This window comes from uncultured Microscilla sp., assembly GCF_947493425.1.
Taxonomy (GTDB): domain Bacteria; phylum Bacteroidota; class Bacteroidia; order Cytophagales; family Microscillaceae; genus Microscilla.
Map to the genome: position 1 here is coordinate 1 of NZ_CANLRP010000189.1, position 15,711 is coordinate 15,711.

The window sequence follows — 15,711 nt, forward strand, 5'->3', positions numbered from 1 at the left end:
TTGCACGAAGTGTTGAAGGACACCACCCGCAGCCCCGCAAAATTGCAAATAGTAGAATACTTGCTCAAAAAAGGCGCCCCTCCCAACGGCGGCAGGTTGTTGTATGGGCCAGAAGTGCGCCCCGTTGCCACCGCCATCGAAAGCTGGGATTTGGAGGCTTTTTGGTTGTTGAAGAAGTATGGGGCGAAGCTGACAGGGAAGTATTTTAATGCTTTGAGTTGGTTAGTAAGGGGCTGTGATTGTTTTTGGGGTGGTTATCCCCAAAGGGACAGTATCAGGCAGCAAGAACTAGAGGCTACTATAGATACTTTGATAAAAAAGCACCACATGAACCCCTATGGTTTTTACAATATAACAGTTGGCAATACAAGCATTAATAAGCTGTTTTTCAAATATGTGCCACCAGAAAAATTAGACACTAAAAACTATGATAGCCCCATCAAGTTGGCTTGTGAAAGATGTAACTTGGCTTTGATAAAAAAATACAAGGCAATGGGCTTTACTTGGGCAGAGGAGAAAAAACGAGCGTTAGATTTAGCTTTTATGAATAATACTCCTGACTGTTATGAAGTAATCGAATATTACTTCAACGAAATAGGGCTAAAAATTAATAAGAATCTTTTGTGCAAAACTGTCGAGTTTTATGATGTAAAGTTTACCAAACTATTAATTGATTCTGGGGTAAAACTTATGGATGTAGATTGTAACCCTTTTGAGATAGTGGCTAAAGAGCGACATACTTATAAAACCTATAACTATGCAACCTTGAAAGATACGGAAACTGTGCAAAGACTTAAGGGTTACTATAGGCAATATGTTGAAGTAGAAACTTATTTATACAATTTACTAGATAGTTTTCCTCGAAAAAAACGCTGAAGACTCAGGAAAAAATTTGGCATCAAACAATTACTCAAAAAATACCCACGAACCTATTTAAACAAAAAATAAGATGAATCATTCTTATAAAAAATACCAAGAAAAGCCCGAAAACCTGCCCTAGCAAAACCCTCATGCTTCTCATATTTGCAAAAACGTTCTTTGCCCTCGCCTAGCCCCATTTTTTGGGCAAAAAAACACTTGATCTACTTTGCCCAACGTTGTTTTTACTGTATTTTGAGTTTTTACAAATCAAGTATTCAGCGCCCATGCGACAACAACTATTCATTATCCTATTGCTCCTCAGTGGGGGCATTTGCTGCGCCCTGCCTAGCCACGCCCAAGACGATGCCTTTTTGTACAAACAACTCAACCAAAGCCTGAGCAAGGGCAACTATGCTCAAGCCTTGAAGCTGATTGACCAAGGCGCCGACATTTTGCACGGGGGGCGCTACATTAGCAGCACTTATAAGGTAAAGGCGAAAAAAATGCCTGGCTTTTTGGTGCTCCTCACCCTGCCTCTATCGTTGTTCAATCGCAGCTACACCAAAACCGACCACTACGACAAACTCACCATTGCCTTGCACGAAGTGTTGAAGGACACCACCCGCAGCCCCGCAAAATTGCAAATAGTAGAATACTTGCTCAAAAAAGGCGCCCCTCCCAACGGCGGCAGGTTGTTGTATGGGCCCGAAGTATACCCTCTTTTTACTGCCATACAAAGCTGGGATATAAAAGCTTTTTGGTTGTTGCGAAAGCATGGGGCTACTTGGGACAATATGAATGTGTTGCAAAGTTTTATACACAGTTGTAATTTAAAATATGGGCGACCCGATTACAAAATCATAGAACAACAACTAGAACCTATCATAGATACTTTGGTAAAAACTTATGGGATGGATCCTTATGACATGTACTATGCTTGCATGTCTTCGGAAAAGCGTTCGAGACTGTTCTTCAAATATATCCCTCCCGAAAAAGTAGACATTGCCAAGTATGGTAGCCCTATAGAACAAGCTTGTAAAGTGTGTGACTTGCCTTTGATAAAGAAATATAAAAAAATGGGCTTTACATGGGCAGAGGAGAAAAAACGAGCGTTGGATTTGGCTTTTATGAATAATACTCCTGATTGTCGTGAAGTAATTAAGTATTATGTCAAAGAAGTTGGACTAAAAATTAATAAAGATTTTTTATGTCTAGCTATTGAGTTCCATGACCTGAAACTTGTTAATCATTTGCTTAATTTAGGGGCTAACCTTGAAGATAACTGTAATCCTTTTGAATTGGTAGCAAAAAAACGGCATACATATCAAAACTATAAGAGAGGAAATCCTGAATACATTAATAGGAGAAAGAAAAACTATTATAACGCCATTGAAGTAGAAACTTATTTATATAAACTGTTGGAAAGCTTCCCCCGAAAAAAACGCCGAAGACTCAGGAAAAAATTTGGCATCAAACGATTACTCAAAAAATACCCACGAACCTATTTAAATAAAAAATAAGATGAATCATTCTTATAAAAAATACCAAGAAAAGCCCGAAGAGCAGCAGCTCTACACCAAGAACAAGAACAGTAAAAAACTGCTCCAAGCCCTTTTTTTGATGGGTGATGGAGATGATGTGATTGTTAGAAAAATCATCAACCTAACTCGGCAAGTACCTTTCACTGAAAAGCACGCGAAAGATATTGAGGACTGGTATCAAGATATTAGCGAAGCTAAAAGAAGCTTATTCAAAAAAACTCCCCCAAATTTTGAAACTGTTTTTGGGCATAATCCCCAAAAACCAGATAAGAAGGATAAAGAAGAGTATGTGCCTTCTAAAGATGCCAAGCCAGGGCAGAGGCAACCCCTCCCCACCCACACTATAGAAATGCGTAAAGAAGCCTATAAAGCTTATAAGGGGGCGGAGTTGTATTTAGATGGAAAGGCAAAAGAGCAGGCGCTTAAACTATTGAAAACTGCCCATCTACTGGGGTTCATCACCGTGAATGGAGTACGCTCCAGCGAGGCAATCAAGGCGTTTGAGTTGTTAGAGAAGTGTGGGCCTTTGTATACCGATTTGTTTTTTCGTGACCACCCCAAAGAAGCCGGCTACCTCACCGCCAACTTGCCCGTGGAGTTTCTTCAACAACACAAAACCGCTTTTCAACGAGGATTTACTCGCTACAACTACGCAACCCAAGACAAAAAAACTATAGAGGAGGGCAAAAAAGACCCTAGTAAATACAAAGCCCCCAGGGTAGTGCGCGACAACAAGGCGGAGTTGTTTAAGATGATACAACAAGCCCTGGACAAAGAGGTGCAAATGACCCACGTGCAAGAGCAAGACATAAAAACTGACACCCCTACCAAGCCTAATAGCATTGCTCCCCACCCAAGCAGTGGCATAGAGCTTTATCTTGCCATAGCAGTAGAGGCAGGGCTAGAAGACAAAGAACTACAAACTATGCTCAACTCGGCTGCGATACGGTCTGACCGACGCGCCAAGTTACAAGCCAAATACCCCACCGCGTTTGACCCTAAGCTTCTTGAGGAAAAAGACAAATCGTTGGTGCAAGGCAAAGACAAGGTAACCCACGGCAACCGAAACGCGAGCACGGCAGGGCTATTGGCAAATATAGCAGGCACGGTAGGCAGCGGGGCAGTAGGGGTCACTATTGGCAAGCACCGCCTCAAAAACATCAAACTATTGCGGGTGCAAGGCAGTATGGCGGGCACGCTGGCGGGGCTGAAGCTTGCCACCGACAAAGATGACGAATATAAGCCTGAAGATTACAAAAAATGGTTGGAAAGTAAGGCGGGGGGCTTGCTAGACCCCAAAACAAGCAAAGCCGATCGCCGTGACCTCAAACACGCGGGCAAGCTGGACGCCAACAAGATAAACCTGAGCTTTGACCTGCTGAAGAAAAGAAGGGGCGAAAAGGGCAAAGGACAAAAAAACAGGATAAAGGCGTTTGTCAATGCTTTGCCTTTTGACGGGCTCAACTACATCAGCGGCGATAAGTCTATAGTGTCAGACGAAGGCGTGATCAAGCATGTGTTTGCCCACATTAGCTGGGACGCCACCCGAGGCAAAGCCCAGGAAAAAAGCCAACTGGCTCAAGTAAAAATCTTTCTCAAAGAGGTGCTCTTCAACAACTTTAGGGCGGTCATGTTCAAAGATTCTTACAACATGGGCAAGCTGCAAGTAACTGACATAGAGATAGACTTGACCCAAGTGATAGAAAAGTCGGGTTTTAGACAAACCGCCTTGATTGGCTTGTATGATTTATTGATGAACCCTACCATGCTTACTACTGCTATGTTGTTTCATGTGATTGCCCGTTTTCAGGGGCAAGCCGCCATGGTAGATACCAAAAAAGCTTTGTTGGAAGAACTCAAAAAAATGCCGATGGATTTTACCTCGCTCAAGATTACGCTGGGGGGAGTAAATCTAGAGCATTTTTATGGCGCCACTTTGGGGGGCATTGGCAAGATAGGGCTGAGCAATACGAGCCTAGAGGTAAGTGCCCAACAAAAGCCAGACAAAAAAGATGATGATAAGTATACACCAACAGTAGAGAAGAAAAAAAATGCGCTTGAGGAAATTAAAGTTAAAAGAAACGTTCTTCAAAATGAAATTGCCAAGCTTGAGAGGCAGATATCGTCTACCCAAGGTGCTCATACTGAATACCAACAAGGAGGTCCCCAAAGAATTTCTAAGCACAATGCTTATGTGGGTAATATACACCAACTACTGGATAAAAAGCGAGAGTTGTTGAACCAACTAGAAAAGCAACAGTTTCCGGAGAAAATACAAGCCCTAGAGAAACAAATCAAAGACTTGGAAACCAACCAAGACAAACACAATGCGGGGCTCAAGTATGCCATCAGGCTGAGCACTAACCAAAAGGTGCAAATGAAAGACGCCCAATTGCTGCAAGAAATGATGCGCGAAATGTTGCTATCGGGTTTGAAAGAAAGCGGGGTAGTGTTGGAAGGGCTAGAGGGGCTCACCGACATAGAACTACCTCAGGGGCTGAGTTTGGACCTGTTGCTGTCGGCAAACGACATTAAAAACATGGGGCTTGAAGTCAAACAAGTCAAAATACCCAATACGCTGAAGGCAAGCAGGTTTCAGTATGACATGCAAGTGAAAGATAAAGAAGGCAAGGCAAAAAAAGACAGCCAAGGCAACGATTTGGTGAGCCTGAGGGTAATAGGCACGGGGGCAAGCATTGAGGGCATATCGTTGGGAGTAAGGGTTAACTTTAAAGATATTGGGGTAAACGACCAAGTAGGCAAAGATGAGGGGATGCTGGACAATGTAACCATAAGCCAACTCAAGGCAGACTCGTTTAAATTTAAAAAATTGTGGCTCAAAATGCCCGAACCAACCCCTAAGGCAAGCCAAGACAATAAAAAAGCGCCCCCTCCCCAAAAAATGCAAGACGTGGCGATTTTTAGCACTGCCTCGGAGGTGAAAAATATTGAGGTAGATTTTGACATGAAGACCGAATCTTTGAGTCTCAATTTTGAGAAAATGGTTGCCCAAAGTGACAAAAACATCCAAATAGACTCGAAGTTTGCCAGTAAGGACGAAAGCAGCGCGCTCAGCGAACAAACCCAGCTTTTGTTGCAAAAGGTAGAAGGTTTGGAGTTTGAAATGAACTCAGGGGGGGCAATGATGGCAAGGGTAGGCAATGTAACTGTGCCCCAAATAGTATTGCAACAGCTTAGGTTCAAAAACGAAACCTTTAGCATCAGCCACAACCAAGACGACGACCGCAAGGTAAAAACTGCGGTTAAACAAGTGGTGTTACAAAACCTAGAGTTTGTGATGGACAAAAAGGGCTACTACATCAAACAACTCGACAAACTTAGCATAGAGGAAGTGTTTTTGTCGGGCACGGTTACTTACAAAGGCAAGGATATACCGCTCAAAAATGGCTCTATCAAAGGCATAGAAGCCAATGACCTCCGAATAAGCATAGAAAAAGGCAAAAGCCTATTGCAAATGGTGCAAGAAGGCAGCGCCCGCATAGACAAGATAAACCTGCCCAAAATAGTGTACGCCACCGTGGGGCACCTCGATTTGTTTGATATAGGTAAAATAAAGATTGACCGCATCACTGAAGAAGGCAAAGAAGGCATAGACTATAGCATAGGCAGCATTAAAGCCAAAGGAGGCGGCAAGGCAGGCGGCAAAAACTTATCGGGAGGCTTGAGCACAAGTGTAGGGGGCAAATATACCGAAAGCAAAGATGGCAAGGGCAAGATCACCAAAAAACTGAGTACTCACCTCAACAATACTCAGCTAAACACCGAAATGAAAAACAAGGTAGGCAAAAAAGAAGCGGCGGCGGGGCTGAGCGCCCAAAAAATAAGCTTTGAAACCGACTTAAGCAGTTATGCTACAGTATCGCTGGGGGCGGCGCTTAGCCTCGACCACATTTTTTACGAAGCTGAGGATGGTACTTATGTAAAAAACTTGCCTGGAGGTGCTCCTTTGCAATTGCTCAACCCCAGAGCCAAGGTGACTTTTGTAAAGAAAAAGGTGAAAAATAAAGAGGGGGTAGAAGAGTTAAAGACAGTGGCTTATAACTTACAATACCTGAGCATAAGCAAACTGGTGGCACGCAACCTAGAGGCGGGAAACAAAAAAATGGGCTTAAAACTGTTGGTGCCTTCAGACAAAGAGGCAAGCCTAAATAATATTGCATTATCAGGAGAATTACGCACTAAAGACAGCAAGCTGGCAATGAAAGCCACTACCAAGGGGCTCGACATTCAAGAGATTAAAGCCAACTTTAAAAACCAGATTTTGGTAAGCCCTTACCTCAAAGCCAATAGCCTGAGCTTTAGCCGCGATTTTGCGGGAAACATGGATGCTACCATCAAGGGACTGGACATGGGGCTGCTTACTGCATCGCCATTGTATGCACGCCTGACCAACAAGGGGGCTGCAGATGTAAGGATAGATAACCCCGATGAGGACAAACCTAGTGTGCCTATTTTTAGAGCAGGCAAAATCAAGATGAAGGCTCAAGGCAAAAACACCAAAGTGATTATAAGCGACCCTATACTTGGAGAAATTGCAGTAAAAGCAGGCTTTGTAAGTTATGATAAAAGCGTGATGCTGTTTAACCTGGATGAGCTAAGGCTTAGAGGAAGCCTAAAGGGAGATTTAGTAATAGAAGATAGCCCCAGTCAGCTCACTATAGAGTCGCTAAACGATATGCAGGTAGAAGTGCCTCACGCCAAAGTTTCAGGCAATGTATTTAAGTTGCATCAACAAAAAAAGAAGAAGCAAAAAAAACCAAAGAAGCAAGGAAAAAAACAAACAGCCATCAATCCTTATGGCTTTCTTGATTTATTTGGAGGAAGTCAGGTTTCTATTACATTATTTGGGCAAACCGCCACGCTTCAGGTCAGGCATAACGTGCAAAAATTACCAGGGTTAGCTGATGTGCAATATACTACCGTAAGCGTAGCCGATTTTTTAGCCACACTAGGAGTAACAGCGGCCAAAGGACTTATGGGTAATTTACAAGGTGGCACAATTGGGATATACCTCCCCGAATTGATGAAAATAGCCTCTCAAATATTGGGTAGCAAAATGACTCAGTTCAATAAAAACGAAGTTCGTTTGTCGTCGCTTGTGGTCTTTTTAGAAAACCTGGACGAGGCACAAATACAGCAATTTGTAAAAGAGTTGATTGAAAAATCATTGCCCTTTATCCTCAAAACAACCTCACAACTTTCGGATGCAACACTGCAGAGAAAACCAGCACTTGCCTTTTTGATCAGGAAATTATTAAAAGCCACTCCCAAAGCTAAAGAATACATTAAGGACTATGCCAAAGGTAAAATCAAAGAATTGCTGAATGACCCCGGAACCAACAATACAACCGACGACAGTAAGGAACTCATTCCTGATGCTGTAGAAGAAATGGTGAGAAACGCCAAACCTAAATTAGCAATTGATATTTTGGCAAAGGCTGATAGTGGTACTTTGGTAAGCAGGGGTAAATTGAACGATTATACACAAAGTGATTTTACCAAAGGCGATTTCAAGATTCAATCATCTATCGTTTTGCAATTTATCACAGACAAGAAAAACCAAACTGATACTAAACTTACCATTAATAATACAGTATTTGAGGGTTTTAGTTATCCTTTGGCGGGTGGACGCGGAAAGCTGTCGACAAAACGTATGCACATAGGCAACATTACTGCCTATAAAGAACATTTGAAAGAAACAGGCAAATCAAGCCTGGAAGCTAATTTTATTACTTTTAGAGGCTTTAAGCTCCACCTCAAAAAAAGCCAGCAAAATAACCCAAAAGCAGGCAAAGGAGGTAATTAGTCCCCAGAGCACTAACCTAACAATATTATGAAAAAACTTGAGTGTATTGCCATAGATGATGAGTTTATGGCACTGGAGGCAATCACTCACCATAGCCAAAAAATACCACTCTGGTTAAAGTCTCCAGACTTAAATATTCAAACAGCAGCAGGTTTTTAACTTGCGCTTGGAACAACAGAAGTTAAAACCCTCGTTATAATCAACGACTTACGTTAAAAAAATTAAGCTAATAAAAGCTAAATGATGGCGGTAGCTCTTGCTTCAAAAATAGGTTCTACCTTACTTGTCCTGTTTTTCCAACACAATTTTAGCTAAATTGCAGCCGTAATCAGACTAGAGCACATGAATAATACTCCTGACAATAATACATTGAAAGCAACCACTCAAAACAACACCCATATACTACAAGCAGAGCTCAGTTGGCTCAAAGCCTTGGTGCTTCACCGGGTAAGCTTCCCGCAAGACTCTACTACACTAACAAGGCTTACCTTGCCCTATAGCAAAGATCTTCCGGACGATGGCAGCCATTATGTAAAACTGGCACAACGCCTCCAACTTTCGTTGGAAGGGCGCTTGTTATTAATTTTGGGCTTGGCTCGCTCTATGGACGATGATGCGCTTTTTCCACTGGCCGAACTATACAGTTTAAATAAAAGTAACCTGGAAGAAAGCCAACACTGGTGTTTGCGTATGATCGGCGGGCACCTCCACGCCGAAACCCAAACCTTTATTCCTACCCTCAAAACCCTCTTGTTTTTGTTATGCGGCAGCAACAAAATAGCCCAGCAAGAAGCATTACTGCGTTTTCATACCCGCCACGCCTTATTTTTAGAGGGCATCATAGAAATGCACCCATTAGGCGCTTCCTCTCCACAAGGCGGCCGGGTAGTACAGGACTGGATCAACCATCAGGTTTTCCTGAACCCTTCTTATTTGCGCTACTTCCTGGGTGGTCCGGTGCCTCAGCCCGAAGACGACCTCAACTTACCTATTCGCTTGCTCGACTCAGGCTTGACTATAGACGACCTCGTATTGCCCGACAAGGTACACTCACAACTACAGCCTGCTATGCACTTTATCAAGCATGGGCAAGCCTTTTTTCAGCGCGAAGGCATTCGCAATAAATTTCGTGAAGGTTTTATTATGTTACTTTATGGTCCTCCAGGTACGGGTAAAACCCTGACCGCCTCGGCTTTGGGCAATAGTTTGGGCATCAAAACTTATCAGTTGGAAGTGTCGCAGGTGATTTCTAAGTATATAGGCGAAACCTCGCAAAATATGGAGAAAGTATTTGCCGAGCTGGAGCGCGCTATTCAATGGCTGGAGGGACAAATGTGTATTTTGTTTATCGATGAGGCAGACGCGGTGATGGGGAAACGCTCAAATGTAAAAGACAGCAAAGACCGTTACGCCAATATGGATGTATCGTTTTTGCTCCAACGTCTCGAAAAGTTTCCAGGATTACTCATTCTAGCCACCAACTACGAACGCAACATGGACGAGGCTTTTGGGCGTCGTATTCAAACCTATTTGCACATACCCCTGCCCAACGAAGAGCAACGCAAGCACTTGTGGAAAAACATTTTACCCAAACCTTACGATTATGTGTCACCCAATATGCCCGCTATTTTGGCGCACCAGTTTGCTATGACCGGGGGACACATCCAAAACATACTGAAGCAGGCTTGTTTGCACGCGGCAAGCGACAATAGCACCACTCTAGAGTTTAACCGTCACCTGGAGCCCTACATCAAGTCGGAGTATGCCAAGAAAAACATCACGTATACTCCGCCACGCAATATTTTGACTTTACTACAGCTTGAACCCGAAGAGTATACCCAATACAAGTACTGGGCAGATGCTTTGCCCGAAAAAATGTCTTTTATGCCCAGCCGTTTGCCCGAATACCTGAGCAAATGTATCAGCTTGAGCCAAAACGAAGTGGTTACCCTCATGAAAAGTATTTTGCCTGCGGCAGAGGGGAGTCAAAAAGGTACGCTGGGGTTTGAAAAAGTAATAGAGGCATTGAAAAAACATTGTGAGGCTCACCAACTCGACTGGAAGGCTTTTGCTCAAAAAATGGAGGTGTTTATGGGCAACACAGGATCAAAGCCTACTACCCAACCTACCACTAAAAAGCCGACAGAGAAACCTGTAGATAATAAAACAAAAAAAGCGTCGGAAGAGGCTCCTAAAACCCCTCCAACGCCACAAAAAACAATGCCTATACCTCCCCCAACCAAAGAACAGAACCTGGTGCCTCCTACCTCTACCAACAATGGAGCTGGACCAAGTTCGTCGGAATACACACCCCCACCACTTCCTTCAGAGTACACCATTGATGGCAATCGGGTAATACTTAACCCCGAGCTTGCCACCAACCATTGGTTACGCTTTTTGCCCGAAGGCTTTAGCTATGCCAGGCAAGAAACCCCAAAAAATCTGGGGAAATTTTACGCCCTTACCGAGCACGAAATATTAGTAACGATGCAGCTGGCAGCCAATGATGCCGAAAAGAATGGTTCAAATTACATAGAGTTTACTCCTCATATTAGCGATAACCTAGAGAAACTCCGAGAAAAAATAAAAAAGGACACGCTTTACCGCGATTCGTTTGCGGGCATGTAGCAGGGCTATTTGTTGGTGCCCAAACCACCTTTTATAGCCCTGGTGAGGCAAAAACTCAATGTGGGGTAAGCCGCTCTACCAAATAGACGCATTGGGCATATATCATGCGCTGAAAAAACGGCAACAATAAATTGTAGTCGGGCTTAAAGTGTTGTTGAATTTGCGGAAGCACTTCTGTATACAAAGATTGTTGGCACTGTTGCAACAACTCCTGACTCAGCACCTCATCCTGTAGCTTTTGGTCAGCAAACTTTTTTACGGTGCTTTTAAGTACTTTTTTGTATTTGTTAGACTCGAATAGCCTGACTGGATCGTCAAATAACAGACGATATTGGGTATCTTCATTCATAATGGGTCTAGTTTAATCTCACTTATTTTATCATACTATCCAGTTCTCATTGGATAGAGCATTTTATACAGAAGAGGCAATATTTATACCCCTTTCCTACTATTTATACGTATTGCCCCCCTTTTGTTTCGGTATTTCCTAGTTCATACACTCCAAAGGCTTTATTACTGTAAGGCAATTTGTGACCTAATAACAGCGGTTTTTGGTCATCTACTCAATGAAAGGCTCCCTGTTTTACTGCCCACCCAACAGTCATATATACAAGCTTTTCTTAAAGACATATTGCAAGGGTTTATCAACAGGGGTATAAAAATTGTTCGTTAAATAGCAGGGGCAATATACCAATACTCCGCAATGATTTTAGTCAAAGTTGATTACTGATTACCTTCGGCGAGCTCCCGTTGGTCACTTATCAAACGATTATAAGTTTAAAAACTATTTAATAAGTAGCAGTAAGCAATTAGCTATAAGCTACAAGTAAAGATAACTCTCTCATAATATGATAGTTATACTTGCATATTAGGTATATTTAATTTTGTCTTGGTACATATTATGTAGACGGGCAACATACGAGACGCCTGTTTTAAACACAAACGTCTTCCTTTCAAAAGAAAAATTGAGCTCTATACCTTAGAAACGTAAGCAGAGTACTGGTTCTTTTGAGAACTCAAATAATTATTATACATTTAAACAACCAATGGCTTTTAGATAAGCGCATTTTTCGTGAAGCTAAACAATATCAATATACTTAAACAAGGCATTCCTCATTTATCACTCATTATTTTGCTGTTTTTGGGCGCTCCTTTGTGGGCACAAAACAGCCAACATGTGTCACTGATTGACATGGTAAATGAGTATCATCTGGGGCAAGACTCTATTCAGGTATTGCCAGACCCTGGTGGTAAACTTACCATTGCACAAGTGTCGTCGCCTGAGTTTCAGTCGTTGTTTAAATCAACCACTGCCATTAGCCAAAAAGTTCAGGTATATTGGGTGAGGTTTTCGAGCAGTGCCAACTTAGAACACGAAAAAGATTGGGTGATGAGCTTTGAGCCTTGGGACAAAGTGAGTTTGTATTATGCCAACCCCAAATACAAGGACTACCCGGCATCTAATGTAAAAAAATCGGGCGCAAGCCTGCCTATGAGCATGCGCGATGTAGACCAAAGTCTCGATCGTGAACGACCTTTTGTAACTGTGCCTATCATTAACCACTCAAAACAAACTTTTTTTATCCGATTGGTGGGTGCCCCTCACTTTGCCAACCGCATCAGTCCGGTGCTTTATTCACGTACACATATTTTAGAAAAAAAACGCATCGAGAAGTATACTCAAGGCTTACACCTCGGCTTTATTCTAACCATGGTACTGTATAACCTCTTTATTTTTCTTTCGGTAAGAGACCACAGCTATCTTTACTATGTGCTGTATTTGTTTTTTCTGGGGGTGATCTTCATGATAGACGATGGAGACGGTATGGAACTACTCTGGCGTGAATACCCCTGGCTAGACACCCACCTCACTTATTTTATTTTGCCTTTGGTGCTCATATTCAATACCTCATTTACCCGTAGCTACCTAAACACCCGTATTAATAGCCCTTATTCCGACCGCCTACTCAAGATATTGATTGGTTTTATGGGGCTGTTGATGGTGGCCATCATAGTATTTACTGCCACCAAACAGGGTAAGTATATACGTCAATATTACACCATTTTTTACGGACTAGTGGCTATTATCATCACCATCAATACTGGAGTAGCATTTCACTGTATCCGCATTGGTTTTCGTCCGGCACGCTATTACCTCACCGCCAACCTCAACTTGTTTATTAGCTTTGGCATTGCCATTTATTTCTTCTGGACCGATCAGTTCTGGAACGGACATGTAGCCTTACAGATTGGCTCAGCCCTGGAAGCCGTCTTGTTTTCGCTGGGGCTTGCCGACCGTATCAATACGCTTAAACGCGATAAAGAATTCGCCAATGAGCGCATTATCACACAACTTCGTGAAAACCAGGAAATACTCAAAGAGAACCAGTTGATCAAAGACAAAGCCAACAAAGAGCTCTCACACAAGGTACGCGAACGCACGACACAGTTGGAAGAACGCAACAAAGAAATAGAGATTAAAAACACCAAGATTACCGATAGTATACGCTATGCCAAAACCATTCAAAGGGCTATTTTGCCCAATACGGATAAACTTTGTCAAGCATTTAATAATTACTTTTTGGTATATTTGCCCAAAGATATTGTTTCAGGTGATTTTTACTGGCTAAGACATTTTGCCGAAGAACAAAAAACCTTTATTGTGGTAGGCGATTGTACCGGACATGGAGTTCCCGCCGCTTTTATGTCACTCATTGGTACCGCTACGCTCAATGAAATAGTCAATCAAAAGAAAATTGATGACCCAGCAGATATTTTAGTCCATTTACACGAAAGCATCCGGGTATCATTGCACCAGGCTGATGGAAAAAATGAAGATGGCATTGATCTTGGTTTGTGTTTAATAGAACACGACCCAGAAAATGCTAAACAACGAAAAGTAACCTACGCTGGTGCAAAGCGAAATTTGCTTTGTGTAATAAACAATACACAGGAACTAATAGAAGTAAAAGGCGACCGTAAGTCGGTAGGAGGCATGCAAAGAGAAGAAAAACGTGTTTTTACTAACCATGTGCTTAATTTAAACACGGGAGACACGCTTTACCTTACGTCTGATGGTTATACTGACCAAAACGGAGAGCAAAAGAAAAAGTACGGAAAACTTAAGTTTTTACAAACTTTGACCGAACTCTCGCTGCTTAGTTTGTCTGAACAACGCCAAGAGTTATTGCAGGAACTGAAGGAACACCAAGGCAATGTATCGCAAAGAGATGACATTACAATACTTGGAGTAAGGTTGTAATGGAGCATTGCAAAATATTCTTCATTTTTTTAACAAAAAACTCTGATGCAAGTAAAATTTATTTAAATTGCACCTATTCCTTATCAAAAAGAATTGATTCATTTAGTTTAAATGAATGTGTTTTTTTACTAAGGTGTAATCACTATTTCCAAAGAATCTTTGTTTTTTTTTGGGTATTGAGATTATATTTTTAACTTGAAGTCAGTCTTTTTTTTAAACCCTAGCTTTTCAACTTTGGCGGGTTAATGTTAGATGTTAAACCCCGAAACTTTTTAAGTCAAAGCTGATATGAGTGACAAATTAAATTTATTTGATTACTGTACGGATATGGATGAGCAAGGCATCATCCTGTCTTTTAAAGGCACTATATCGCAAGAGATACTCGCAGATGTAGGTGTTAACCTTAGAACCAAGTTTGAATCTCACAACATAAGCCGTAAAACTTTTGCGATTTTTGTAGAGTTAGCTCAGAACATTTACCACCATTCGGCAGAGAAAGAATTTTCTATCATCAAAGGAAGATTAGCTGGTGCAGGGGTAATTATAGTACAAGACGGCGGTAGCCATCTTAACCTTATTTCTGGCAACCTCATAGACAATAGCGTAAAAAAAGGCTTGCTTGAGCGTTGTCATTACATCAATTCTCTTGATGAGGCTGCCCTGCGTGAGTATTTCAAAACGCAACGACGCAACAAAAAACCAGATGGAAGCACCGGAGCCAACATAGGGTTGATAGACATGGCGCGTCGATCCGGAAATGCTTTAGAGTTTGACATATCAGACGTCAATGATACAAACTCATTTTTTTCCCTTTCAATTAAAGTTGATAAAGAATAATAAACTTAGATCGAGCAAATTATTAATAGCGGTATGGAAAACTTTCACATCGAGGGGTCACATTATATACCCGAAGTTAATTTTAATGCAGAAACGGGAGTACTGGAAATATCAGGTGAATCTTATCATGAGTATACCATAGAATTTTTTCAACCTATTTTCGACTGGTTAAAAGATTATACCAATGATAGCGGTAAGAAAATTACCCTGAATTTTCGCATGAGCTACTTCAACACAAGTTCGTCCCGTCGTTTTCTTGAGATGATGAATATCCTGGAAGATTATCATTTCAATAAAGAAGGAGATGTCATTATTAATTGGTATTACGAAAAAACTGATTTGGATATGCTTGAAAGCGGTGAGGAGTACGCTGATGATGTAAAAGTTGAGTTTAATCTAATCGCTTATTAACTTCACTCTCTGTCTCTTGACAATACTATAAATAATAAATTTTCAAAACAGCAAAAAAATTGTAGCATAACCTCTTGTTCAAAACCAACTAGAGGCTGTGCTACAATTCTACTTTTTGAGAAGTTGTTTCATAAAACATCCCCCCTTTTCTTTTAGTAAAACTACTAAAATAACCTGAACCATTTGACTAATCTTGTAGCCCCAGACTTCTTGAAAAAATATGTCCATAGCTTTGGCTATGCAAATATTTTTTCAATCGCCTAAAACTATACTTAAACAAAAATGGTTTTGAGGGTGGATTTTGACTAATTGCCTGAATACCAACATTAATCAACCGAAGCTAC

General features: G+C 41.6%; 9 protein-coding genes. 8 read left to right on the top strand and 1 reads right to left on the bottom strand.

Annotated features, from left to right (window positions below; all coding sequences use genetic code 11):
- From Q0954_RS28545 to Q0954_RS28565, 5 genes are all read left to right on the top strand, one after another.
- Window positions 1–876: hypothetical protein (locus Q0954_RS28545; RefSeq protein WP_299463467.1), on the top strand; the 876-nt coding region annotated here is incomplete at its 5' end.
- A 269-nt stretch (window positions 877–1,145) separates the two neighbouring features.
- Window positions 1,146–2,381 (top strand): hypothetical protein, encoded by a 1,236-nt coding sequence (locus tag Q0954_RS28550; protein WP_299463470.1) that lies wholly within the window; start codon window positions 1,146–1,148, stop codon window positions 2,379–2,381.
- Window position 2,382: 1 nt separating this feature from the next.
- A complete protein-coding gene (locus Q0954_RS28555) occupies window positions 2,383–8,229 on the top strand; it encodes a hypothetical protein (protein ID WP_299463472.1) in 5,847 nt (1,948 codons plus the stop codon).
- A gap of 27 nt (window positions 8,230–8,256) precedes the next feature.
- Window positions 8,257–8,388 carry a hypothetical protein gene (locus Q0954_RS28560; RefSeq protein ID WP_299463475.1) on the top strand — a complete coding sequence of 44 codons (132 nt, stop codon included), beginning with the start codon at window positions 8,257–8,259 and terminating at the stop codon, window positions 8,386–8,388.
- 183 nt (window positions 8,389–8,571) lie between these two features.
- On the top strand, window positions 8,572–10,857 hold the full coding sequence (locus tag Q0954_RS28565) for an AAA family ATPase (RefSeq protein ID WP_299463478.1): 2,286 nt from the start codon (window positions 8,572–8,574) through the stop codon (window positions 10,855–10,857).
- A gap of 55 nt (window positions 10,858–10,912) precedes the next feature.
- On the opposite strand, the gene Q0954_RS28570 is transcribed toward Q0954_RS28565, so the two are convergent.
- On the bottom strand, window positions 10,913–11,206 hold the full coding sequence (locus Q0954_RS28570) for a hypothetical protein (protein ID WP_299463481.1): 294 nt from the start codon (window positions 11,204–11,206) through the stop codon (window positions 10,913–10,915).
- Between the two features lie 723 nt (window positions 11,207–11,929).
- Between Q0954_RS28570 and Q0954_RS28575 the strand changes: the two genes are divergently transcribed.
- The 3 genes from Q0954_RS28575 (at window position 11,930) to Q0954_RS28585 (ending at window position 15,367) form a co-directional block, all read left to right on the top strand.
- Window positions 11,930–14,119: a 7TM diverse intracellular signaling domain-containing protein gene (locus Q0954_RS28575; RefSeq protein ID WP_299463484.1), complete on the top strand. Its 2,190-nt coding sequence runs from the start codon at window positions 11,930–11,932 to the stop codon at window positions 14,117–14,119.
- Window positions 14,120–14,407: 288 nt separating this feature from the next.
- Complete coding sequence (locus Q0954_RS28580) at window positions 14,408–14,956, top strand: SiaB family protein kinase (protein ID WP_002697913.1); 549 nt, start codon at window positions 14,408–14,410, stop codon at window positions 14,954–14,956.
- A 33-nt stretch (window positions 14,957–14,989) separates the two neighbouring features.
- On the top strand, window positions 14,990–15,367 hold the full coding sequence (locus Q0954_RS28585) for a DUF1987 domain-containing protein (protein ID WP_002697911.1): 378 nt from the start codon (window positions 14,990–14,992) through the stop codon (window positions 15,365–15,367).
- Window positions 15,368–15,711 lie beyond the last annotated feature (344 nt).

Excerpts from the sequence above, each read along its gene's own strand:
- Q0954_RS28585 (WP_002697911.1), top strand. The coding sequence starts at position 14,990 with ATGGAAAACTTTCACATCGAGGGGTCACATTATATACCCGAAGTTAAT.
- Q0954_RS28565 (WP_299463478.1), top strand. The coding sequence starts at position 8,572 with ATGAATAATACTCCTGACAATAATACATTGAAAGCAACCACTCAAAAC.
- Q0954_RS28555 (WP_299463472.1), top strand. The coding sequence starts at position 2,383 with ATGAATCATTCTTATAAAAAATACCAAGAAAAGCCCGAAGAGCAGCAG.
- Q0954_RS28570 (WP_299463481.1), bottom strand. The coding sequence starts at position 11,206 with ATGAATGAAGATACCCAATATCGTCTGTTATTTGACGATCCAGTCAGG.
- Q0954_RS28560 (WP_299463475.1), top strand. The coding sequence starts at position 8,257 with ATGAAAAAACTTGAGTGTATTGCCATAGATGATGAGTTTATGGCACTG.
- Q0954_RS28550 (WP_299463470.1), top strand. The coding sequence starts at position 1,146 with ATGCGACAACAACTATTCATTATCCTATTGCTCCTCAGTGGGGGCATT.
- Q0954_RS28580 (WP_002697913.1), top strand. The coding sequence starts at position 14,408 with ATGAGTGACAAATTAAATTTATTTGATTACTGTACGGATATGGATGAG.